General features: G+C 60.6%; 19 protein-coding genes and 1 pseudogene. 12 read left to right on the top strand and 8 right to left on the bottom strand.

The window, feature by feature from the left end; genetic code table 11:
- The first annotated feature begins 11 nt into the window (after window positions 1-11).
- From OC445_RS24025 to OC445_RS27220, 7 genes and pseudogenes are all read left to right on the top strand, one after another.
- Window positions 12-530, top strand: coding sequence for an RNA polymerase sigma factor (locus OC445_RS24025; RefSeq protein ID WP_003193922.1), 519 nt, complete (start codon window positions 12-14; stop codon window positions 528-530).
- A 74-nt stretch (window positions 531-604) separates the two neighbouring features.
- Window positions 605-1,573, top strand: coding sequence for a FecR family protein (locus tag OC445_RS24030; RefSeq protein WP_054897660.1), 969 nt, complete (start codon window positions 605-607; stop codon window positions 1,571-1,573).
- A 115-nt stretch (window positions 1,574-1,688) separates the two neighbouring features.
- Window positions 1,689-4,253, top strand: coding sequence for a TonB-dependent receptor (locus OC445_RS24035; RefSeq protein WP_034128615.1), 2,565 nt, complete (start codon window positions 1,689-1,691; stop codon window positions 4,251-4,253).
- Window positions 4,254-4,390: 137 nt separating this feature from the next.
- Window positions 4,391-4,999 carry a biliverdin-producing heme oxygenase gene (locus tag OC445_RS24040; RefSeq protein WP_181123943.1) on the top strand — a complete coding sequence of 203 codons (609 nt, stop codon included), beginning with the start codon at window positions 4,391-4,393 and terminating at the stop codon, window positions 4,997-4,999.
- A 169-nt stretch (window positions 5,000-5,168) separates the two neighbouring features.
- On the top strand, window positions 5,169-5,570 hold the full coding sequence (locus tag OC445_RS24045) for a YbaN family protein (RefSeq protein ID WP_014719757.1): 402 nt from the start codon (window positions 5,169-5,171) through the stop codon (window positions 5,568-5,570).
- A 279-nt stretch (window positions 5,571-5,849) separates the two neighbouring features.
- Window positions 5,850-6,989: pseudogene (locus OC445_RS27215) on the top strand (HAMP domain-containing protein); the annotation flags it as partial.
- A gap of 102 nt (window positions 6,990-7,091) precedes the next feature.
- Entirely contained in the window at window positions 7,092-7,847 is a 756-nt protein-coding gene (locus tag OC445_RS27220) for a methyl-accepting chemotaxis protein (protein ID WP_370706227.1), read from the top strand.
- A 145-nt stretch (window positions 7,848-7,992) separates the two neighbouring features.
- Here the strand turns inward: OC445_RS27220 and OC445_RS24055 are convergent, their stop codons facing one another.
- Complete coding sequence (locus tag OC445_RS24055) at window positions 7,993-8,556, bottom strand: NAD(P)H nitroreductase (RefSeq protein ID WP_038451385.1); 564 nt, start codon at window positions 8,554-8,556, stop codon at window positions 7,993-7,995.
- Window positions 8,557-8,696: 140 nt separating this feature from the next.
- Here OC445_RS24055 and OC445_RS24060 point away from each other — a divergent pair, with 140 nt between their 5' ends.
- From OC445_RS24060 to OC445_RS24070, 3 genes are read left to right on the top strand one after another with little or no spacing between them, the layout of a single operon-like run.
- Window positions 8,697-10,136, top strand: coding sequence for a di-heme oxidoredictase family protein (locus tag OC445_RS24060; protein WP_181123948.1), 1,440 nt, complete (start codon window positions 8,697-8,699; stop codon window positions 10,134-10,136).
- Between the two features lie 31 nt (window positions 10,137-10,167).
- Entirely contained in the window at window positions 10,168-11,232 is a 1,065-nt protein-coding gene (locus OC445_RS24065; protein ID WP_054897663.1) for an imelysin family protein, read from the top strand.
- 2 nt (window positions 11,233-11,234) lie between these two features.
- Window positions 11,235-12,332 (top strand): DUF1513 domain-containing protein, encoded by a 1,098-nt coding sequence (locus tag OC445_RS24070; protein WP_181123970.1) that lies wholly within the window; start codon window positions 11,235-11,237, stop codon window positions 12,330-12,332.
- A 201-nt stretch (window positions 12,333-12,533) separates the two neighbouring features.
- Here OC445_RS24070 and OC445_RS24075 read toward each other — a convergent pair whose 3' ends face one another.
- The 5 genes from OC445_RS24075 to colR form a co-directional block, all read right to left on the bottom strand.
- On the bottom strand, window positions 12,534-12,761 hold the full coding sequence (locus tag OC445_RS24075; protein ID WP_003193932.1) for a hypothetical protein: 228 nt from the start codon (window positions 12,759-12,761) through the stop codon (window positions 12,534-12,536).
- Window positions 12,758-13,477: a lipopolysaccharide kinase InaA family protein gene (locus tag OC445_RS24080; RefSeq protein ID WP_019817333.1), complete on the bottom strand. Its 720-nt coding sequence runs from the start codon at window positions 13,475-13,477 to the stop codon at window positions 12,758-12,760. The genes OC445_RS24075 and OC445_RS24080 overlap by 4 nt, the downstream gene beginning before the upstream one ends.
- A gap of 4 nt (window positions 13,478-13,481) precedes the next feature.
- Entirely contained in the window at window positions 13,482-14,162 is a 681-nt protein-coding gene (locus OC445_RS24085; RefSeq protein WP_034128620.1) for a class I SAM-dependent methyltransferase, read from the bottom strand.
- A gap of 188 nt (window positions 14,163-14,350) precedes the next feature.
- On the bottom strand, window positions 14,351-15,631 hold the full coding sequence (locus OC445_RS24090) for a sensor histidine kinase (RefSeq protein ID WP_034128621.1): 1,281 nt from the start codon (window positions 15,629-15,631) through the stop codon (window positions 14,351-14,353).
- Window positions 15,621-16,304: a two-component system response regulator ColR gene (colR, locus tag OC445_RS24095; RefSeq protein ID WP_003208587.1), complete on the bottom strand. Its 684-nt coding sequence runs from the start codon at window positions 16,302-16,304 to the stop codon at window positions 15,621-15,623. Before colR ends, OC445_RS24090 begins: the two co-directional genes overlap by 11 nt.
- A gap of 201 nt (window positions 16,305-16,505) precedes the next feature.
- Here colR and OC445_RS24100 point away from each other — a divergent pair, with 201 nt between their 5' ends.
- Together OC445_RS24100 and OC445_RS24105 are read left to right on the top strand one after the other, a co-directional pair.
- Entirely contained in the window at window positions 16,506-18,455 is a 1,950-nt protein-coding gene (locus OC445_RS24100; protein WP_186527669.1) for an LTA synthase family protein, read from the top strand.
- A gap of 50 nt (window positions 18,456-18,505) precedes the next feature.
- Window positions 18,506-19,219, top strand: a complete 714-nt coding sequence (locus OC445_RS24105) for a phosphatase PAP2 family protein (RefSeq protein WP_034128623.1) — start codon at window positions 18,506-18,508, stop codon at window positions 19,217-19,219.
- A 175-nt stretch (window positions 19,220-19,394) separates the two neighbouring features.
- Here the strand turns inward: OC445_RS24105 and groL are convergent, their stop codons facing one another.
- Window positions 19,395-21,041: a chaperonin GroEL gene (gene groL / locus OC445_RS24110; protein ID WP_034128624.1), complete on the bottom strand. Its 1,647-nt coding sequence runs from the start codon at window positions 21,039-21,041 to the stop codon at window positions 19,395-19,397.
- A gap of 50 nt (window positions 21,042-21,091) precedes the next feature.
- Window positions 21,092-21,388, bottom strand: coding sequence for a co-chaperone GroES (gene groES, locus OC445_RS24115; RefSeq protein ID WP_017846112.1), 297 nt, complete (start codon window positions 21,386-21,388; stop codon window positions 21,092-21,094).
- Between the last annotated feature and the right edge of the window lie 78 nt (window positions 21,389-21,466).

Below are 21,466 nucleotides of genomic sequence, written 5' to 3' on the forward strand. Positions count from 1 at the left end.
CTGGTATCACTGTGAGCCAATCTCGCTTCAACCACGTCTTCCTCACCCAACGGGTGATCCTGCTACGAACTCTGCAACGCATGGTGCATAACCACAGCACTGCCGAGGACCTGTTGCAGGAAACCTACCTGCGCGTGACTCGGGCCCTCAGCGAGCGGCCAATCGACCACCTTGAACCCTTTGTCTACCAGACGGCGCGCAACCTGGCGCTGGATCACTTGCGTTCGCGCAGGATTCAGGCGCGTACCCTGCAGGAGGATGTCCCGCTGGATGTCCTGCAAAGCGTCGCCGCGCCGGCCAGCACGCCGGAGGAAGCTACCCAGGCCGAGCAGCTACTGGAGCACCTGAGTGTCAGCCTCGGCCAGTTGAGCGCCCGCCAGCAGCGGATTTTCATCCTCAGCCGTCTGCACGGTTGCAGCTATCAGGAAATTGCCGATCAGTTGGGTGTGTCCTTGAGCACGGTGCAAAAGGAACTCAAATTGATCATGGCTATCTGTGTGGGTGTGGCCGAACGGCTGGATCAGCCTTAAGCTTCACCCGACAGAGGTGTCGATCCAAGCTATAGGAAAAATGAATAGAACGTGGCGAAGACCCGAGGAACACCGTGACGGACCCGAATAAACTGCGCCCCCATGCGTTGGCTCATGAGGTGTTGCAAGACGCGGCCATGGACCAAGCCCTCGATTGGCTGATCGCCTTGCAGTGCCCGCAACCTGGGCAGCAGGCCGCGTTCGACGCCTGGCTGGCCCAGGACCCGGCGCATGTCCACGCCTTCAGCAAGGCCCAGGCCGCCTGGGGTGACGCGCCGGTACATAGCGCCGCCGTGGCCCTCGCCGCACCGCGCAAGCCCAGCGGCTGGCGCCGGATCAGACCGCACTGGAAACCCCTGGCCACCGCCGCCGTGTTACTGGTCGGCCTGTTCAGTTTCAGCAACCTGCCGGTGCGTTTGCAGGCCGACCATCTGACGGTGGTCGGCGAGCGCCAGCGCCTGCAACTGGACGATGGCTCCAAGGTACTGTTGAACACCAACTCGGCATTTTCCAGCACCATCAACCACCACCAGCGCATTGCCCGCCTGTACCAGGGCGAAGCGTTCTTTGAAATAGCGCCCACCCGTGGCCTGCCCCTGGAAATAGACGCCGGCCCGGTGCGCGCCAGCGTGCGTGACACCGCCTTTGCCGTGCGCTACCTCAATGGCGAAGCCCAGGTTCAAGTGCAGCGCGGCGATGTCGACCTGAGCAACACTTTCGACGATGCCCGCGTGCGCCTGAGCGCCGGTGAAAGCATCCGCATCGGCCCCAAGGGTTTCGGCCAACCGGCCAAGCTCGATCCCAGCAAGGACCTGGCCTGGGTGCAGGGCCGGCTAGTGTTCGAAAACTGCCCGATGAGCGAAGTGCTGGCTGAGCTGCGCCGCTATTACCCAGGCTGGATCGTCAACAACAACGAGCAGTTGGCCAGCGTCGCCGTCACCGGCAACTACCGCCTCGACCAGCCCCTGGACGTGGTGCGCTCCCTGGCCCACATCACCTCGGCCAAGCTGTCGGAGTACCCGGCGCTGGTGATCCTGAACTAAATGAGAATTATTTTTACTCGATGTTAACCGGCGATACGTCTCGTTATAGCCAATGCAACTGATTCCTATTTGGTTCGGTTCGCAACTATAAGATTCGTATCCCGGAGCGCTCTCGATGTCCTCTCGTTTCAACCGCCGGTCTGCTTCGCCCGTTTTGTCCTTGCTGACCGCCGCGATCCTGCTGGCTGGTGCGCCCGTCATGAGCGCCACCGCCGCGGAACCTGCCGCTCGCAGCCACGCCAATTACACGTTCAGCATCGAACAGCAGCCATTGGTGTCGGCACTCAACGCTTTCACCGCAGTGACCGGCTGGCAAGTGGGCCTGCCGGCCGAACTGGGCCAGGGCGTATCGTCCCCTGGCGTGCGCGGCCCGCTGCCAGCGGAAAAAGCCCTGGACCGGCTGTTGGTGGGGACCAACCTGAGCTATCGCAAACTGGGCACCAACAACATCGTGCTGGAAAAACGTAGCGCCGGCAGCGCCCTCGCCCTGCAACAGGTGACCATCAGCGCCACTCGCAATGAACAGGATGTGAACAGCGTACCGAGCACCGTCAGCGTGCACGACCGCGCAGAACTGGACCGCCAGAACGTCAACAACATCCGTGAACTGGTGCGCTACGAACCCGGCGTCTCCGTCGGCGGCGCCGGTACGCGCTCGGGTAACGCGGGCTACAACATTCGTGGCATCGACGGCGACCGCGTCCTCACCCAGGTGGATGGCGTCGAAGTGCCGGACAATTTCTTCAACGGCCCTTACGCCAAGACCCGCCGCAATTACGTCGACCCGGAAATCGTCAAGCGCGTGGAGATCTTGCGCGGCCCGGCCTCGGCCCTGTACGGCAGCAGCGCCATCGGCGGCGCGGTGAGTTATTTCACCCTCGACCCGGATGACATCATCAAGCCAGGCCAGGACGTCGGTGCCCGCCTGAAGACCGGCTACAGCTCCGCCGACGAGAGCTGGCTGACCTCCGGCACCTTCGCCGGGCGTGTGCAAGACTTCGACGGTTTGCTGCACCTGAGCCAGCGCAATGGCCACGAAACCGAATCCTACGATGGCAACAACGCCACTGGCCTGGCCCGTACCGGCGCCAACCCGGAAGATGCGCGCACCACCAACGTGCTGGCCAAGCTGGGCTGGAACTATGGCGATGACAACCGCCTGGGCCTGACCTACGAGAAGTTCAAGGATGACCGCGACGTCAATCTGAAAAACGCAGTGGGCGGCCCGTTCATCGGTGGCCGGGGCATGAACCTGTACCGCGATCGTCGCGGTAACGACACCATTACCCGCGAGCGCTTCGGCCTGGAAAACACCTTTGCCCTGGAGTCGCCGATTGCCGACCGCATCAAGACCAGCCTCAACTACCAGATCGCCAAGACCGACCAGACCACCGCCGAAATCTACCAGGCCGGCCGTCGCGTCCTGCGTACCCGCGACACCCTTTACGAAGAGAAGCAGTGGGTCTTCGACGCGCAACTGGACAAGGCCTTCAGCCTCGGCGAAACCGACCACCAAGTGACCTACGGCACCACCCTCAAGCAGCAGAAAGTAACCGGTTCACGCGAAGGCTCAGCCTCGTGCCTGGCCATTGGTGCCGGCTGCACCGCCATCGGCGCGCCGAGCCCGCAAGCGAGCGACAGCGTGAAGAAGGCCAGCGACTTCCCCGACCCAACCATCAACACCTACTCGCTGTTCGCCCAGGACCAGATCACCTGGGACAAATGGACTTTCCTGCCTGCCGTGCGTTATGACTACACCCGGCTCAAGCCCAAGCTGACCCAGGAATTCCTCAACACCGTCAACCCGACCGGCGCCTATACCGTCGATGGCAAAGACAAGACCTGGAACCGCGTAACACCCAAGTTCGGCCTCACCTATGCCCTGACCGACAACTACACCTGGTTCGGTCAATACGCCGAGGGCTTCCGTACGCCGTCTGCCAAAGCGCTGTACGGTCGCTTCGAAAACCTCAACCTGGGCTACACCGTCGAACCCAACCCCGACCTCAAGCCAGAAACCAGCAAAGGCATCGAAACCGGGATTCGCGGCAAATTCGACGAAGGCTCCTTCGATATTGCGGTGTACTACAACAAGTACCGTGACTTTATCGACGAAGACAACGCCGTGGTCGGCGGCACCGTGGAGCAATTCAAGGCGGTCAACATCAAGCGCGCCACCGTCAAGGGCGTGGAAGCCAAGGGCCGCCTGAACCTGGATACCTTCGGCGCGCCGAAGGGCCTGTATACCCAAGGCTCGGTTGCCTACACCTACGGTCGCAACGACGACAATGGCGAGCCGTTGAACAGCGTCAACCCGCTCAAGGGCGTGTTTGGCCTGGGCTACGACCAGGACAACTACGGTGGCCTGGTGAGCTGGACCTTGGTGAAAAAACAGGACCGCGTCGACAGCACGACCTTCCACGCGCCCGACGGCGGCACCGACGGCCCGTTCAAGACCCCGGGCTTCGGCATCCTCGACCTGACCGCATACTACAAAGTGAGCAAAGACGTGACCGTCAACGGTGGCCTCTACAACCTCACCGACAAGAAGTACTGGAACTGGGATGACGTGCGCAGCTACGACAGCGTCGGCGAAGCCGGTGTGACCGGCCCGGCCAACCTCGACCGCCTGACCCAGCCCGGTCGCAACTTTGCGATCAACGTGATCTGGGACATCTGACCCTTCCGCCTCACCTCGCCGCCATTGCATCCGCGGCGAGGTGAGGATTTTTTACTGTGCCGCGTCTTCTTGTTCGTCTAGTTGATAACAGCTCTTTTCAGGGCACCCAGGCGCTTCTCTTCTCAAGGACTTTTTTCATGACCGCTTCTTCCACCGCAGAACGTCCAAGCCTGCGCTCCCAACGCCTGAACCAGATCACCAACGAGCCGCACACCAAGCTCGACGCATTGGTGAAGGCTCACGCGCCGTTCGAAACCCAAGCCAACTTCGCCCGCTTCGTAGTGGCCCAGTACCTGTTCCAATCGGAACTGGTGGCCTTGTACAACGATGCCGAACTGAACCAGATCATCCCTGACCTGGCCGCCCGCTGCCGCGCCGAAGCCGCCAAGCTCGACCTGGCAGACCTGGACACCGAAACCCCGGCCCCGGTTGCCGGCGCGGTGAACAACCCCAGCAAAGCCGAAGCTTTGGGCTGGCTGTTCGTCTCCGAAGGCTCCAAGCTGGGCGCTGCGTTCCTGATCAAGCGCGCCGTGGGCCTGGGCCTGAGCGAAACCTTCGGTGCCCGCCACCTGGGCGAGCCGGCCGGTGGTCGCGCCGAGGGCTGGAAAAGCTTCACCCGCACCCTCGACGGCCTGGCATTCAGTGCCGAAGAAGAAGCTGCCGTGGAAAAAGGTGCGATTGATGCGTTTGTGCGCTTCACCGTGTTGCTGGAACAGGCGTACGCTAGCGCACCAGAACTGGCGTAAGTGTTCTGGTAGACAGCGGTTCAATGTGGGAGCTGGCTTGCCTGCGATGGCGGTGGGTCAGCGCCAGATGTTTAACCTGATACACCGCAATCGCAGGCAAGCCAGCTCCCACACTTGGGTGCATTTCATGGCTGATAATGTGTAAACCTTCCCACCAGAAAACTGCAGCATGACCGGCAAACCCCAATCCTCCTCCAAAATCGCCCAAGTCCTCTTTGGCCTGCTGGCCTACGTCAGCCTGGGGATCGGCTTGGTGGCGATTGTGATACCGGGGTTGCCCACCACCGAGTTCATCTTGCTCGCCGCCTGGGCCGCCACCAAAAGCTCGCCGCGCCTCAGCGCCTGGCTGGAAAACCACCGCCTGTTCGGGCCGATCCTGTCCAACTGGCGCAATGGCAAGATCATCGCCCGTCGCGCCAAGGTCAGCGCCACCGTGAGCATGTTGCTGTGCGCCGTGCTGATGCTGGTGATGCTCGATCACGGCTGGCCGGTGTACCTGGCAATTGCCGGAATGAGCCTGGGCAACCTGTGGATCTGGTCCCGCCCCGAGCAGCTCGCACGCCCCGTATAACGGCCGGTGTAGGCATTTTCCTACCGCTCATCGCCTATTGCTCATGAATTGATTTGTGACGCCGATGTTTCAGGTACGGCGCCGAATGGACTTGGCTCTTCTGCGTGCATTCCAACAAGTCCATTCGTGAGTGAACCTATGTTCGACACCCTCTCCATCCGCTTGAAAATCGTGTTGCTGTCCGGCCTGTGTCTGCTGGGTGTGATTGCACTGGTGGTCGGCATCAATATCTACAACACCAACCAGAACGATCGGCTGGTCAGTGATTCAAGCTCACGAATGCTCACCGCCAGCGTGGAGCAGTTGCTGCAATCCAAAGCGGCCGAACAGGCCGGCCACTTGCAGCAGACCTTCGGCGAAAACCTGCTGGTGGTCACAGCCCTGGCCGACCAGATCAAAGACCTGCGTCAGTTGGGCATCCAGCGTTCCCTTGAAGCCGGGGCTCTGCGTGAAGAGCTCAACCGCAGCGTCAAAACCGCGTTCGAGCGCAACACCAAGGTGCTGGGCATCTGGTTATCGTTCGAACCCAACGGGCTGGATGGCAAGGACAGCGAATTCATCGACGACAAGGCACGCGTCTCCAACGAAAAAGGCCGGTTTTCCAGCTACTGGAGCCGGGCTGGCGGCGAAAGCCTGAATACCGTCATGGTCGAAGATGACCTGACCAAGACCACCCTCAACCTCAGCGGTACGCCCTACAACATCTGGTACACCTGCCCACGGGACACGCGCAGTACGTGCCTGCTGGACCCGTACGAAGACACCGTGGCCGACAAACCGGTACTGATGACTACCATTTCCCTGCCGCTGATCGTCGACGGCAAAGTCATCGGTGTCGTCGGCGTGGACATCGCCCTCACCGCCCTGCAAGCGACCACCGATGCTGCGCAGAAAGACCTGTTCAACGGTGCCGCCCACCTGGAGATTCTGTCCAGCACCGGCCTGATCGCCGCCTACAGCGGTGAACCAGCCAAAGTCGGCAAGAACCTGATCGACAGCCTCGGCGCCGAAGGCAAAGAGATCGTGCAACTACTGGCCAATGACCGGCCTGTTATCCGTGAACAGGACGACACCATTCGTGCCGTGTACCCGCTCAAGCCGATTGCCGGTGCCAAATCCTGGGGCGTGGTGATCAAGCTGCCCAAAGCGGTGATGCTGGCCGACAACGAAAAACTGCAAGCCGTACTCGACGAGGCCCAGGCAACGGGCACGCTCAAAGCCCTGCTGGTGGCCGCCGCCGCTGGCCTGCTGGGCTTGCTGTTGATCTGGCTGACCGCTACTGGCGTGACCCGCCCTATCAATAGCGTGGCCGCCATGCTCAAGGACATCGCCAGCGGTGACGGCGACCTCACCCAGCGCCTGGCCTATGCCAAGAAAGACGAACTGGGCGAGCTGGTGAACTGGTTCAACCGTTTCCTCGACAAGCTGCAGCCGACCATTGCACAGATCAAGCAAAGCATCACCGAAGCTCGTGGGACGGCCGATCAGTCGTCCGCCATTGCGCGCCAGACCAGCGAAGGCATGCAGGTGCAGTTCCGTGAAATCGACCAGGTCGCCACCGCGTCGAACGAAATGAGCGCCACCGCCCACGACGTGGCCAACAGCGCCTCCAATGCCGCCAGCGCGGCACGCGGTGCCGACCAGTCGGCCCGCGAAGGCATGTCGATCATCGAGCAGAGCACCCGCGATATCACCACCCTGGCCGACGAAGTCAGCAAAGCCGTGGGCGAAGTCGAAGCCCTGGCGGTCAACAGCGAGCAAATCGGTTCAGTGCTGGAGGTGATCCGCAGCATTGCCGAACAGACCAACCTGCTGGCGTTGAATGCGGCGATTGAAGCGGCACGCGCCGGGGAAAGCGGACGTGGTTTTGCGGTGGTGGCCGACGAGGTGCGCAACCTGGCCAAACGCACCCAGGACTCGGTGGAAGAAATCCGCCTGGTGATCGAGCGTATCCAGAGCGGCACCCGTGGCGTAGTGGCGACCATGCACTCCAGCCAGCACCAGGCGCAGAGCAATGCCGGGCAGATCCATCAAGCCGTGCAAGCCCTGGGCAAGATCAGCGACGCGGTCACCGTGATCAGCGACATGAACCTGCAAATCGCCAGCGCGGCCGAACAGCAGAGCGCGGTGGCCGAAGAGGTCAACCGCAACGTCTCGGCGATTCGCACCGTGACTGAAACCCTGACCGGCCAGGCTACCGAGTCGGCGGCGATCAGTAGCCAGCTCAATGCGCTGGCCAGCCAGCAGATGAAGTTGATGGATCAGTTCAGGGTCTGACTCGGTTCTGAAACATTGCCCCCTGTAGGAGCGAGCTTGCTCGCGAAAAACGTCGACGATAACGCGTGCTTCCTGAATAAACGCGGCGCCTTTGAGTTCTTCGCGAGCAAGCTCGCTCCTACATATAGAGCAGGGCAGTGGTGAATTACCGGCCGGGCCAGGCCTGGACGAACGGCGTCAGGTCTTCCTTCGGCGCCGTACGCGGTGGGTTCTGCGGCGTGCCCAGGTAGAGAAAGCCAATCACTTCTTCATTCGCCGCCAACCCCAGGCCTTTAGCGACATGGGCTGAGTAGGACAATTCGCCGGTACGCCACACCGCACCAATACCCTGGGCATACGCCGCCAGCAGAATGCCGTGGGCCGCACAGGCGGCGGCCAGCAACTGCTCGGACTTGGGCACTTTGAAATGCTCTTGCACACGTGCAATCACCACCACCACCAGCGGCGCACGCAGCGGGCCGTTCTGGGCCTTGTCGATGGCGGCTTGCGGTGCGTCGGCGTCTTGCAGACGAGCGGCTTCGGCCAACAGCGTGCCCATCTGTTCACGGGCTGCGCCTTCCACGGTGAGGAAACGCCACGGGCGCAGTTGACCGTGATCGGGCGCGCGCATGGCGGCGGCGAACAGCAGGTCGCGCTGCTCCTGGGTCGGTGCCGGGTCGAGCAAACGGGGCACGGAAACACGGTTGAGCAAAGCGTCGAGAGCCTGCATTGGCCACCTCCATAAAAAAATGTGCAGCCATTCTAGCGGGAAAGAATCGGGATGCCACCAAACGATAATTGCTCTTATTCAATCTGCCCTGCCCTGTTAGACTTTGCGCCTTAATTTTCTGCCCTCGTCCAGGAATCTCGATGTTCCGTGCGCTTTTGTACCTGCCTGCAGCGTTGATGGCTTTAAGCCTGACTGCTTGCGATGACGCCCCTCGCTTCACGAAAGCAGAGCCGGGTGAATCGCGGGCCGGTGGCGCGGCGACGGTAAACAAGCGCGACCAGAACGCCTTTTCCTTGCCCTCGGCCAACCTGGCGCCGACGCGGCGCCTGGACTTCAGCGTCGGCAACAGTTTCTTTCGCAACCCGTGGGTGATTGCGCCGTCCACCACCACGGCGCGCGATGGCCTGGGCCCGCTGTTCAATACCAACGCCTGCCAGAACTGCCATATCAAGGATGGCCGTGGCCACCCGCCACTGCCCGACGCGCCCAATGCCGTATCGATGCTGGTGCGCCTGTCCATCCATCCCTCTATTACAGAGCAGCCCGCCTACGCCAAGCTCATCGAACAGATCGGCGTGGTACCCGAGCCGGTCTACGGCGGGCAACTCCAGGACATGGCGGTGCCTGGCGTTGCGCCGGAAGGCAAGGTGCGGGTCGACTACACACCGGTCAACGTCAGGTTCAAAGACGGCACGCTCGTTGAATTACGCAAGCCCGACCTGCAGATCACCCAACTCGGCTACGGCCCGATGCACCCCGACACACGCTTCTCGGCGCGTATCGCCCCGCCGATGATCGGCCTGGGCCTGCTCGAAGCGATCAGCGATGCCGATATCCTGCGCAACACCGACCCCAAGACCGCCGACAAAGAGGCCATCCTGGGCCGCGCCAATTGGGTCTGGGATGACGCTCAGGCCAAAACTGTCCTCGGGCGTTTTGGCTGGAAAGCCGGGCAGCCCAACCTCAATCAACAAAACGTTCACGCGTTTTCTGGTGATATGGGCCTCACCACGTCCCTGAGACCCTTTGATGACTGCACCGACGCCCAAGTGGCCTGCAAGCAGGCGCCCAACGGCAATGGCCCGCAGGGTGAACCGGAAGTCAGCGATAACATCCTGCGCTTGGTGCTGTTCTACACCCGCAACCTCGCGGTGCCCGCACGTCGGGACGTTGATACGCCGCAAGTGCTGGCCGGCAAGAACCTGTTCTACCAGGCCGGTTGCCAGGGCTGTCACAAGCCCAGCTTCACCACCGCCGCCAATGCCGCCGAACCTGAACTGGCCAACCAGTTGATCCGCCCTTACAGCGACCTGCTGCTGCACGATATGGGCGAAGGCCTGGCCGACAACCGTAGCGAATTCAAAGCCACCGGCCGCGACTGGCGCACCCCGCCGCTGTGGGGTATCGGCCTGACGCAAACCGTGAGTGGTCACACCCAGTTCCTGCATGACGGCCGCGCCCGCAACCTGCTTGAAGCCGTGCTGTGGCATGGCGGTGAAGCTCAAGCGGCGCAGCAACATGTGTTGTCGTTCAATGCCGAGCAGCGTGCCGCGTTGCTGGCGTTCCTGAATTCTTTATAAGCTTTGCCCCACTTACAGAAGGGAGCTCGACATGTTTCGTCCCAAGTTGTTGTTCACCAGCCTCGCCGCCCTGGCCTTGGGCGCTTGCTCGCCCCAAGACCCGCAAGCAGTGACCTCGGCAGCCATCGCCAAACAAGTGATCCTGCCAACCTATAGCCGCTGGGTTGAGGCCGACCGTCAACTGGCCGTCAGCGCCCTGGCCTACTGCCAAGGCAAGGAAAGCCTGGACACCGCCCGCGCCGACTTCCTACACGCGCAAAAAGCCTGGGCCGAGCTGCAACCGCTGCTGATCGGCCCGCTGGCCGAAGGCAACCGGGCGTGGCAGGTGCAGTTCTGGCCAGACAAGAAGAACCTGGTCGGCCGTCAGGTCGAGCAATTGGTCAGCGCCCAACCGCAGATCGACGCCGCGGCCCTGGCGAAATCCAGCGTGGTGGTGCAGGGCCTGTCGGCCTACGAATACATCCTCTACGACGCCAAGCCCGACGTCGCCGACGAAGCCCAGAAAGCACGTTATTGCCCGTTGCTGATGGCTATCGGCGAGCGCCAGAAAGTCCTGGCCGAAGAGATCCTGGCCAGTTGGAACAGCACCGACGGTATGCTCGCGCAAATGACCAAGTTTCCGAACCAGCGCTACGCTGATTCCCACGAAGCCATCGCCGATCTGCTGCGCGTGCAAGTGACCGCCCTGGACACCCTGAAGAAAAAACTCGGCACCCCAATGGGCCGCCAGACCAAGGGCATCCCGCAACCGTTCCAGGCCGATGCCTGGCGCAGCCAGTCGTCCCTGCAGAGCCTGGAAGCCAGCCTCGCCGCGGCTCAGACCGTGTGGGTAGGCGTCGATAACAAAGGCCTGCGTGGCCTGCTGCCGGCGGACCAAAAGCCACTGGCCGAGAAAATCGACGCCGCCTACGCAGCGTCGCTGAAACTGTTCGCCAGCAACCAGCGCACCCTCAACGAACTGTTGAACGACGACGTCGGGCGCCAGCAACTCAACGACATCTACGACAGCCTCAACGTAGTCCACCGCCTGCATGAAGGTGAACTGGCCAAGGCGCTGGGCGTACAACTGGGCTTTAACGCCAACGACGGTGACTGATGATGCTCAGGCGACAGGCTTTGGCGGTGGGCAGCGTGCTGCTCAGCGCTATCACCTTGGGTGGCTGGACGCTGTTCAAGCACAAAGACAAAGGCCCGCTGCTGCTGTCGGCGCGCGATGACGCCGACGGCAAGCACTACGCTGTCGGCTATCGCCTGGACGGCAAGCCGGTATTTGCCACTCAGGTCAGCCAGCGCTGCCATGACATCATTAACCACCCGACGTTGCCGATTGCGTTGTTCGTCGCCCGTCGCCCAGGCACCGAGAGCTACCTGATCGACCTACGCGATGGCAGGCTGCTGCAAACCATCACCTCGAACGCCAACCGCCATTTCTATGGCCATGCGGTGATCCACAGGAGCGGTGACTGGCTGTACGCCACCGAGAACGACACCTCCGACCCTGGCCGCGGCCTGTTGGGTGTGTATAAGTTTGAAGGTGAGCGGCTGGTGCACAGCGGCGAGATATCTACCCACGGCATCGGCCCGCATCAAGTCTCGTGGATGCCCGACGGCGAGACGCTGATCGTGGCCAACGGTGGCATTCGTACCGAAGCCGAAAGCCGGGTAGAGATGAACCTCAATGCCATGGAGCCGAGCCTGGTGCTGATGCGGCGCGACGGCAGCCTGATCAGCAAGGAAACCCTGGCCCAGCAGATGAACAGCGTGCGGCACATGGGTATTGCCAGCGATGGCACCATCCTCACCGGGCAACAGTTCATGGGCCCGTCCCAGGAGCGTTCCGAGTTGCTGGCGATCAAGCGACCGGGGCAGCCGTTCGTGGCGTTCCCGGTGGCTGACGAACAGTTGCAGGCGATGGGGCATTACACCGCCAGCGTGGCGGTGCATAGCGAACTGCGCCTGGTGGCGTTGACAGCACCGCGGGGCAATCGCTTTTTTATCTGGGACATGGACACCACCGAACTACGCCTGGATGGGCCCTTGCCGGACTGTGCGGGGGTGGGTGCGGTGGCGGATGGGTTTGTGGTGACATCCGGTCAGGGGCGTTGCCGCTTCTATGACTGCCGCCAGGAAAAGTTACTGGCAACACCACTGGAGTTACCGGCGGGGTTCTGGGATAACCACCTGCACCTGGTCTAAAGACCGACGACATCAAAATGGCTGATCGTTCCCACGCTCTGCGTGGGAATGCGACCCGTGACGCTCTGCGTCACTGGCGCTAACGGACGAGACGCAGAGCGTCTCAAGAGGCATTCCCACGCAGAGCGTGGGAATGATCATGCCTGGCGCACCATAAAAAAAGGGCCTCGCATGGCAAGGCCCTTTTCGGGGTCAATCGTTTCAACTTTGCGGCCTCATCGCTTGAGACATGCCGAACATGAATAACAACAGTTCATGGTCGGGCTTGGCCGCCACACTCGTCTTGGCAATGCGTGGCAGCAGGCATTGCCCGCCACCGTCTACCGCACTCAACACTTGTGTACGAGGTTGTTCCCATACCGCCAGGGCCAGGGCTGCAACACCCAATGCCCCGACCAGAAACAAACCTCGTGCTATTTCTAGCTTCATCTGGTTAAACCCTTGATAGCGCTGCCAAACGCCGTCTCGTAAAAGTAGCTGAGTTTTTTCCAGTCGGTATCATTCCACGACGAATGGCGACGCAATTGCAGCATGTCGTGGGACGCGGCCCGATAAGCGGTCAGGCGCTGGCGGCATTTCTCAAAGTCCAGCAGGGCCACTTCCACAGTCGCCGCATCAGGCTCACCGGTCACCCGCACGAAAATGTGCTTGATATACAGGCAACCGTGTTGCCAGCGGCCTTTGTGCATACGGGCCAAGGTGCCGGCCAACTCTTGCAGCAGGCGCTCGTGGACCGCCTCGCCATACTGTTCGCGGCCACCGGCGGCGTACCAGTTTTCAATCTCGTCGAAACCGTCCAGAGACGCGGTGACCAACAGGGCTTTCCATTGGTGCTCCGGGTCGCGACGTGCTTCGCAAAACACCAGTTCCGGCACACGCACATCCAGCAAACGCAGGCCTTTGAGGGCATCGCGTTCACGCAGCACGGTCGGACGCCCAAAGGGGTGCAGCCAGCTACGGTAAATGTGGCCGGTCTGGCGCTTGCAATAGAGCAAACGGCCATTAGGGCTTATGACCCGTTGCACGCCACTTTCACCACCACGTCGGCGGTTGGGTTCTTCAACCCACTCACCCTGTTGACGCCAGAAAAAATCAAATCGTTCTTCGGGAGCTACATGACTGCCTACTACGCACTCAACTGCCATCCTGTTACCTCTTGCGCAATACATACACTCGCCACATGGCGTAGAGCGGTATGAAGTCCAGGGATTCCTGAACACGGAAACCGGCCTGCTCGAATTCTGCCTCGACAGTAGCAGCCGGTAACACAAACCGGTTTTGGTAACCTTCTTGCTCACCTTTTCTGCGACGACGCACTTCGCTGCGCTTGCGCTTCCAGGCCTTGAAATTGCCGTCTACCCACAGCGAAATAATCACGCTGTCGCGGGTAACACGTTGAAACTCGCGCAGTATTGTCAGCCTGTGCTCTGGCTCACCGATGTGGTGCATCAAGCGCATGCAAAAAATACTGTCGACGGAGTTATCTGGCAAATCGATATCAAAGGCAGAAGTCTGCAAAGGGCGTACCCGTTTCACCACCTCTGCCGGTTGGGCTGCGGTGGCGATCTTCAACATCGACGCCGAATTGTCAGCTCCGATAATCACACGGTTGGGTTTTTCGGCCAGTAACGGCCAGAAACGTCCAGCGCCACACGGCAGGTCCAACACCAGCCCCGGCTCGCCGGCCATGGCCAGCGCACCGCGCGCCAACTGCTCGTCGCGCTTGTGGGACAACCGGCGAGCCAGATTGTCCTGATGCTTGAGCAAATATTTCTGCGCGTGTTGATCGTCGTACTTGTCAGAAAATTCCAGCTTGATCGGGGAAGGCATCTTACGTCTCCAGTAACTGATGCCTACGACCTTAAGCAGCGAACTGTGATCAACAGGTCAACTCGTTGTGAAAATCTTGTCCTGTCCAATTGCATACATTTCAAGACTTTACAGAAACATTCAGTAGCACCGGGCCATCTTCGCCGAAAAGCACGCAGTCTGCATCAGCAAAACGACAGACTGAAGGGTCAGGTTTTGACTGGGTTGAGTTCCACATGAAAACGGCAGCCATTAGGCTCCATGGTGCTCAGGCTCACGCTCCAACCCTGGCTTTCGCAGATCCGCTGCACCAGTGACAGGCCGAGGCCAAGGCCCTCGCCACGCTTCTCGCTACCGCGCACGAACGGCTCGAACATCGCTTCGCGCTTCTCTTCGGGGATGCCGACACCGGAGTCCTCCACCGTGAAACCACTGGGCTCCAGGGTCAGGCGGATAAACCCTTGCTCGGTGTAATGCAGTGCGTTGCGCAGCAGGTTGCCCATCACCGCATGCAAGAAGGTGGTGTTGTAGCAGGTGTCCAGGGGGTTGCCTGGCAGGTAGATCAACGTCAGGCCTTTTTTCTCGATGGGCTCGCGCCAGATACCGAGCAGGTCTTCGGCCACCTGGGTGAGGTTGCCTTGGGGCGAACTGGCAGCGTCGTCGTGTTTGGCGCGGGCCAGCATCAGGAAGGTTTGCACCAGCTCGCGCATTTCTTCACAGGCACGGGCAATTCGTTCTACCTGATTGCGACCGCGCTGATCGATGGCCGGGTTTTCGCGCAACAGTTCGCAGGAGCTGGCCAGGACCATCAAGGGCGTGCGCAACTCATGGCTCACATCGCTGGTAAACAATTGCTCACGTGACAGCGCCTGGCGTAAACGCCCCAGGGTGGCGTCGAACGCTACCGCCAGTTCGCCCACTTCATCGGCGGCGTAATCCGGCGCCAGGGGCGGTGCCAGGCCCAACAGTTGGTCACGATGACGGACCTGGCGGGCCAGGCGCACCACCGGCGCCATCACCTTGCGGGCCAGCACCCAGCCGAGGAACGCCGCCAGCGCCAAGCTGAGTACGAACCCCACCAGCACCACCGCAAACAGCACGCGCTCACGCTCTTCGAAATCGCTCTGGTCTTGCAGCAATACATAACGCCGGCCGTCGACCACTTCGACCATGGCGTGGTACGACAGCGCCTCGCGAAACACCTCATGGAACCCCGGGTCCAGATGGCGCAGATCCTTGGGCAGTTCAAAATCGCCACGCCCGCCGCTGAAATAGAACAGCTGGTCCGGCTCTGGCCGGTGGCTCCAGTCTTCAACGCTGTCCATCAGCAACAGGCGCTGCAGGTCACCCCCCAGGCCAGCCGAGATCAACTTCTCCTCCACCAGGTGCACCGTCGCGATGATGCCGATGGCGAAGGCCCCCGCCACCAACGCACTCATCAAGGCGAAGGCGATGATGATGCGCTGGGCAAGGCTTTGCTTAAACTCCATCACGACCCTCGGCCAGGCGATAACCCACACCGTGCACCGTTTGCAGTAGCGGTTTGGCGAAGGGCTTGTCGATCACTTGACGCAATTGATGAACGTGGCTGCGCAGGCTGTCGCTGTCCGGGCAGTCGTCGCCCCACAGGGCTTCTTCGAGAATTTCCCGGCGCAGAACGTGCGGGCTTTTTTGCATCAGCACGGCGAGCAGTTTCAGGCCTACGGGGTTGAGCTTGAGCAAGCGCCCTTCGCGAGTGACTTCCAGCGTATCGAGGTCGTAGTTCAGGTCACCCACTTGCAGGGCACGACGCCCGCCGCCCTGGGCACGGCGCAACACCGCTTCGATACGGGCGGCCAGTTCCGACAAGGCGAAGGGTTTGAGCAGGTAATCATCGGCGCCGGACTTGAAGCCCTGCAGCCGGTCGTCCAGTTGATCGCGAGCGGTAAGCATGATCACCGGCGTGTCGCGGCGCGCGTCTTCGCGCAGGCGTTTGCACAGGGTGTAGCCATCGATGCCGGGCAACATGATGTCGAGCACGATCAGGTCGTAATGCTCGGTGGCCGCGAGGTGCAGGCCCGACAAACCGTCCTGCGCACAGTCCACTGTGTAGCCTTTGAGCCCCAGGTAGTCGGCCAGGTTGGCGAGGATATCGCGGTTGTCTTCAACCAATAGAATTCGCATGGGCAGTGTCTCCGTACGCGGTAACGGCCGTGTTGGCTCGCGCAGCTTAAGGCCAAGCGGGGCTCAGGGATAGAGCGCAGAGCCCCGCCGATAAAGCTTTTCAACTGTTTTTAGAGCCAAACAAGTTTTTCACTATAGCTTCACAAACTGACTACAGCCTCAGGAAGAAGATCGCCCCCCATTGATCTAAGGAACATAGACATGGGTTTTTTCAAAACCGCGCCAATGCGTTATTTGCTGTTGATCACCGGGGCTTGGTTAGTGGTTTTCCTGCTCACCCGCAGTGTGCTGCTCATCACTCACCTGGATGAAGTCGGCGGCAACCTGCTGCCGGTGTTTGGCGTAGGTGTGCTCTACGACCTGGCCTTCCTCGCCTATGCAGCCTTGCCGCTTGGCCTGTATTTGCTGCTCTGCCCACCCGCCCTGTGGCGCCGCCGTGGCCATCGCTGGTTCCTGCAAGCGGTGCTGACCGTCAGCCTGTTCGCCATGCTGTTCACCTCGGTAGCCGAATGGTTGTTCTGGGATGAGTTTGGCGTGCGCTTCAACTTTATCGCCGTCGATTACCTGGTGTACTCCGATGAGGTACTGAACAACCTGCTGGAGTCTTATCCGATCGGCAAGCTGCTGAGCCTACTGGCAATGCTGGCGCTGATTCTGAGCGTGGCTCTGCGCAAACCCTTCAATGCCGCGATGGCAGCGCCATTGCCTCCACTGCGTGGCCGTGTGATCAACGCCCTGGGCCTGCTGGTGCTCGCCGGCCTCAGCCTGCAACTGGTCAGCCAGGACAGCCCGCGCACCCAAGGCGGCAACGCGTACAACAACGAATTGGCCAGCAATGGCCCCTATCAGTTCTTTGCCGCGTTCCGTAACAACGAACTGGACTACACCCAGTTTTACAAAAGCCTGCCGACCGACGTCGTCGCCAAGCAGTTGCGCGCCGAACTGAGTGAACCCAACGCCCGCTTTATCGACCAGGACCCGCTGGATATTCGCCGTGCCATCACCAACCCCGGCACACTGCGCAAGCCCAACATCGTACTGGTGACCATCGAGAGCTTCAGCGCCAAGTACATGGGCAGTAATGGCGATACGCGCAACCTCACGCCCAATCTGGATGCGTTGCGCCAACAGAGCCTGTACTTCAATAACTTCTACGCCACCGGTACACGCACCGACCGCGGCCTGGAAGCCATTACCCTGGCAGTCCCGCCGACGCCGGGGCGTTCGATCGTCAAGCGCATCGGCCGCGAAAGCGGGTTCGCCAGCCTGGGGCAACAGCTCTCGGCCATCGGTTATGACAGCGTGTTTGTCTATGGCGGGCGCGGTTACTTCGACAATATGAACGCGTTCTTCAGCGGCAACGGCTATCGGGTGGTGGACCAGAGCAGCGTGCCAGAGTCGGAGATCTCGTTCAAAAACGCCTGGGGCATGGCCGACGAAGACCTGTTCAAACAGACCTTGAAACTGGCCGACGCCGACTACGCCAAGCAACAGCCGTTCCTGCTGCAACTGATGACCACCTCCAACCACCGTCCTTATACCTACCCGGACGGGCGCATCGACATCAAATCCGGCAAGGGTCGCGACGGCGCGGTGAAATATACCGACTACGCCATCGGCCAGTTCCTTGAGGCAGCGCGCCAGAAGCCGTGGTTCGATAACACGATCTTCGTGTTCGTCGCCGACCACACCGCCGGCAGCGCGGGCAAGGAAGACTTGCCTATCACCAACTACCAGATCCCGCTGTTTATCTACGCGCCCAAGCTGATCGACGCACGGGAATCCGCCCAACTGTCCAGCCAGATCGACCTGGCGCCAACCTTGTTGGGCCTGCTCAACCTGAGCTACGAATCGACATTCTTTGGCCGCAACCTGCTGCAAGACAACCCATTACCTCCACGGGTGGTGGTGGGCAATTACCAGCACCTGGGTCTGTTTGATGGCAAGGACCTGGCAATCCTCAGCCCGCGCCAAGGCTTGCGTCGCCACGACCAGGCCCTGGGCGAGAGCCAGGAGCTGCGCGTCGGTAGCGATGACCCCTTGATTCAACGGGCGATCACCTACTACCAGGCCGCCAGTTACGACTACAAACAGCAACTGCTGAGCTGGAAAGCGCCCAAGGAAGAGGCACCAGTCTTAAGCAAACGCTAATCAAAAAGCCCCGCGCAGGTGAGCGCGGGGCTTTTTTACCAAGGTTCGAGATGAAATCCCCCTCCTCTTTACCGGTTTCCAAACCGCTTGATTTTTGGCTGTGCCTGGGCCTGCCTGCCAGCGCTGCAGTGGCCTTGCTGTTGCTGGAGCTGACGTCACTGGACATGGACCTGGCCAGGCTTTTCTACAGTGCAGAGGCTGGCGGCTTCATTGGCCGCTATAGCTTCTTCCTTGAAGACATCCTGCATGACCGTGCCAAGCAACTGGTGATCCTGTTTTCGGTGCTGGCGATTCTGGGCCTGGTCGGCAGCTTCATCCTGCAGCGACTCAAGCCGTACCGCCGTGAACTGGTGTGCCTGGTGCTGTCGCTGGGAATGGCGACGGCGTTCGTGTCGCCATTGAAAACCATCACCGCCGTGCAATGCCCCTGGAGCCTCAAGGAGTTCGGCGGCCAGGAAACCTACAGTGAACTGCTCAGCCCGCGCCCACCTACCGATAAACCCGGCCGTTGCTGGCCCGGCGGACATGCCGCCACCGGGTTCGCCTTGTTCGCCTGGTTCTTTGCCTTGCGGGATCGACGGCCGCGGCTGGCCCGATATGCGTTCATCTTTGCCGTCAGCCTGGGCAGCGTGTTTTCAGTCAGCCGTATGCTGCAAGGGGCGCATTTCTTTTCCCACAATGTGTGGACAGCGATCTTTTGCTGGCTGATCTGCCTCGGGCTGTATTGCTTGTTGCTGTACCGGCCTAATCGCATTCTCCTGTAGGAGCGAGCTTGCTCGCGAAAAACGCACAGGCGCCGCGTTTACTCAGCAAGCACGCTTTACCGTTGACGTTTTTCGCGAGCAAGCTCGCTCCTACAGAGGAAGGCAAGCCGTGCATAAAAAAGCCCCGCCTGCATCACTGCAGGCGGGGCTTTTTATTGTGCAGGGTAAGGCTGGCTTACATCATGCCGCCCATGCCACCCATGCCGCCCATGTCTGGCATACCGCCGCCAGCCGAGCCTTCTTTCTTCGGTGCTTCAGCGATCGCAGCTTCGGTGGTCAGGATCAGACCGCCGATGGAGGATGCTGCTTGCAGCGCGGAACGAGTCACCTTGGTTGGATCCAGGATGCCCATTTCGATCATGTCGCCGTACACGCCAGTCGCAGCGTTGTAACCGTAGTTACCTTTGCCGTTCTTGACTTCGTTGACCACAACGCTCGGCTCGTCGCCAGAGTTGGCAGCGATCTGGCGCAGCGGTGCTTCAACGGCACGGCGCAGTACAGCGATACCAACGTTCTGGTCAGCGTTGTCGCCGGTCAGGTCAGTCAGGGCTTCCAGAGCACGGATCAGCGCAACGCCACCGCCAGGTACCACGCCTTCTTCAACGGCTGCACGGGTTGCGTGCAGGGCGTCTTCAACGCGGGCCTTCTTCTCTTTCATTTCAACTTCGGAGCCAGCGCCAACCTTGATCACTGCAACACCGCCAGACAGCTTGGCCAGGCGCTCTTGCAGTTTTTCACGGTCGTAGTCCGAGGAAGTCTCGGCAACCTGGGCACGGATCTGAGCGATACGGGACTCGATGTCGCCTTCAACGCCAGCACCGTCAACGATGATGGTGTTTTCCTTGGACAGGGTCACGCGCTTGGCACTACCCAGGTTTTCCAGGGTGGCGCTTTCCAGGCTCAGGCCGATCTCTTCGGAGATAACGGTACCGCCGGTCAGAACGGCGATGTCCTGCAGCATGGCCTTGCGACGGTCGCCGAAGCCTGGAGCCTTGACGGCTGCAACCTTGACGATGCCACGCATGTTGTTCACAACCAGAGTCGCCAGGGCTTCGCCTTCAACGTCTTCAGCCACGATCAGCAGTGGGCGGCCGGCTTTGGCAACGGCTTCCAGCACTGGCAGCATTTCGCGGATGTTGGAGATCTTTTTGTCGACCAGCAGGATCAGCGGGCTGTCCAGTTCGGCAACCATGGTGTCCGGCTTGTTGACGAAGTACGGGGACAGGTAGCCACGGTCGAACTGCATGCCTTCTACAACCGACAGTTCGTTTTCCAGGCCCGAGCCTTCTTCAACGGTGATCACGCCTTCTTTACCGACTTTTTCCATGGCTTCGGCAATGATGTCGCCGATGGAGCTGTCGGAGTTGGCAGAGATGGTGCCTACCTGAGCGATGGCCTTGGTGTCGGCGCATGGCTTGGACAGGTTCTTCAGCTCTTTGACGATGGCGATGGTCGCCTTGTCGATGCCGCGCTTGAGGTCCATCGGGTTCATGCCGGCAGCAACGGCCTTCAGGCCTTCGTTGACGATCGACTGAGCCAGTACGGTTGCGGTGGTAGTACCGTCACCTGCGTCATCGTTGGCACGGGAGGCAACGTCTTTGACCAGCTGCGCGCCCATGTTTTCGAAACGGTCTTCCAGTTCGATCTCTTTGGCTACGGAAACGCCGTCCTTGGTGATGGTCGGAGCGCCGAAGCTCTTCTCGATGATCACGTTACGGCCTTTCGGGCCCAGGGTCGCTTTTACTGCGTCAGCCAGCACGTTGACGCCAGTGAGCATTTTCTTGCGGGCGGAGTCGCCGAATTTAACTTCTTTAGCAGCCATGATCGATATTCCTTAAATACTTTGTAGTAACGGGAAAATGAGCGGGGAAATCAGCCTTCCAGTACAGCGAGAATTTCGTTCTCAGCCATTACCAGCAGGTCTTCGCCGTCGACTTTCACAGTGTTGCTGCCGGAGTAAGGGCCGAAAACAACCTTGTCACCCACTTTCACGGCCAGCGCACGTACTTCACCGTTTTCCAGGGTCTTGCCTGGGCCAGCAGCGACGATCACACCGTGGTTGGCTTTTTCAGCAGCCGAACCTGGCAGAACGATCCCGCCAGCGGTTTTCTTTTCTTCTTCGCTGCGACGGATGACGACGCGGTCGTGCAGAGGACGAAGCTTGCTCATTGTCGATCTCTCCTAATTGTGTTTTTCATCGGCCGGTTCAATCCGGCGGGTTAAATTCCGGCGGTGCCGGTCGCGGCT

The organism is Pseudomonas sp. Pse35, assembly GCF_024519715.1.
GTDB lineage: Bacteria > Pseudomonadota > Gammaproteobacteria > Pseudomonadales > Pseudomonadaceae > Aquipseudomonas > Aquipseudomonas paracarnis.

Excerpts from the sequence above, each read along its gene's own strand:
- OC445_RS24035 (WP_034128615.1), top strand. The coding sequence starts at position 1,689 with ATGTCCTCTCGTTTCAACCGCCGGTCTGCTTCGCCCGTTTTGTCCTTG.
- OC445_RS24040 (WP_181123943.1), top strand. The coding sequence starts at position 4,391 with ATGACCGCTTCTTCCACCGCAGAACGTCCAAGCCTGCGCTCCCAACGC.
- OC445_RS24045 (WP_014719757.1), top strand. The coding sequence starts at position 5,169 with ATGACCGGCAAACCCCAATCCTCCTCCAAAATCGCCCAAGTCCTCTTT.
- OC445_RS27220 (WP_370706227.1), top strand. The coding sequence starts at position 7,092 with ATGCAGGTGCAGTTCCGTGAAATCGACCAGGTCGCCACCGCGTCGAAC.
- OC445_RS24055 (WP_038451385.1), bottom strand. The coding sequence starts at position 8,556 with ATGCAGGCTCTCGACGCTTTGCTCAACCGTGTTTCCGTGCCCCGTTTG.
- OC445_RS24060 (WP_181123948.1), top strand. The coding sequence starts at position 8,697 with ATGTTCCGTGCGCTTTTGTACCTGCCTGCAGCGTTGATGGCTTTAAGC.
- OC445_RS24065 (WP_054897663.1), top strand. The coding sequence starts at position 10,168 with ATGTTTCGTCCCAAGTTGTTGTTCACCAGCCTCGCCGCCCTGGCCTTG.
- OC445_RS24070 (WP_181123970.1), top strand. The coding sequence starts at position 11,235 with ATGCTCAGGCGACAGGCTTTGGCGGTGGGCAGCGTGCTGCTCAGCGCT.
- OC445_RS24075 (WP_003193932.1), bottom strand. The coding sequence starts at position 12,761 with ATGAAGCTAGAAATAGCACGAGGTTTGTTTCTGGTCGGGGCATTGGGT.
- OC445_RS24080 (WP_019817333.1), bottom strand. The coding sequence starts at position 13,477 with ATGGCAGTTGAGTGCGTAGTAGGCAGTCATGTAGCTCCCGAAGAACGA.
- OC445_RS24085 (WP_034128620.1), bottom strand. The coding sequence starts at position 14,162 with ATGCCTTCCCCGATCAAGCTGGAATTTTCTGACAAGTACGACGATCAA.
- OC445_RS24090 (WP_034128621.1), bottom strand. The coding sequence starts at position 15,631 with ATGGAGTTTAAGCAAAGCCTTGCCCAGCGCATCATCATCGCCTTCGCC.
- colR (WP_003208587.1), bottom strand. The coding sequence starts at position 16,304 with ATGCGAATTCTATTGGTTGAAGACAACCGCGATATCCTCGCCAACCTG.
- OC445_RS24100 (WP_186527669.1), top strand. The coding sequence starts at position 16,506 with ATGGGTTTTTTCAAAACCGCGCCAATGCGTTATTTGCTGTTGATCACC.
- OC445_RS24105 (WP_034128623.1), top strand. The coding sequence starts at position 18,506 with ATGAAATCCCCCTCCTCTTTACCGGTTTCCAAACCGCTTGATTTTTGG.
- groL (WP_034128624.1), bottom strand. The coding sequence starts at position 21,041 with ATGGCTGCTAAAGAAGTTAAATTCGGCGACTCCGCCCGCAAGAAAATG.
- groES (WP_017846112.1), bottom strand. The coding sequence starts at position 21,388 with ATGAGCAAGCTTCGTCCTCTGCACGACCGCGTCGTCATCCGTCGCAGC.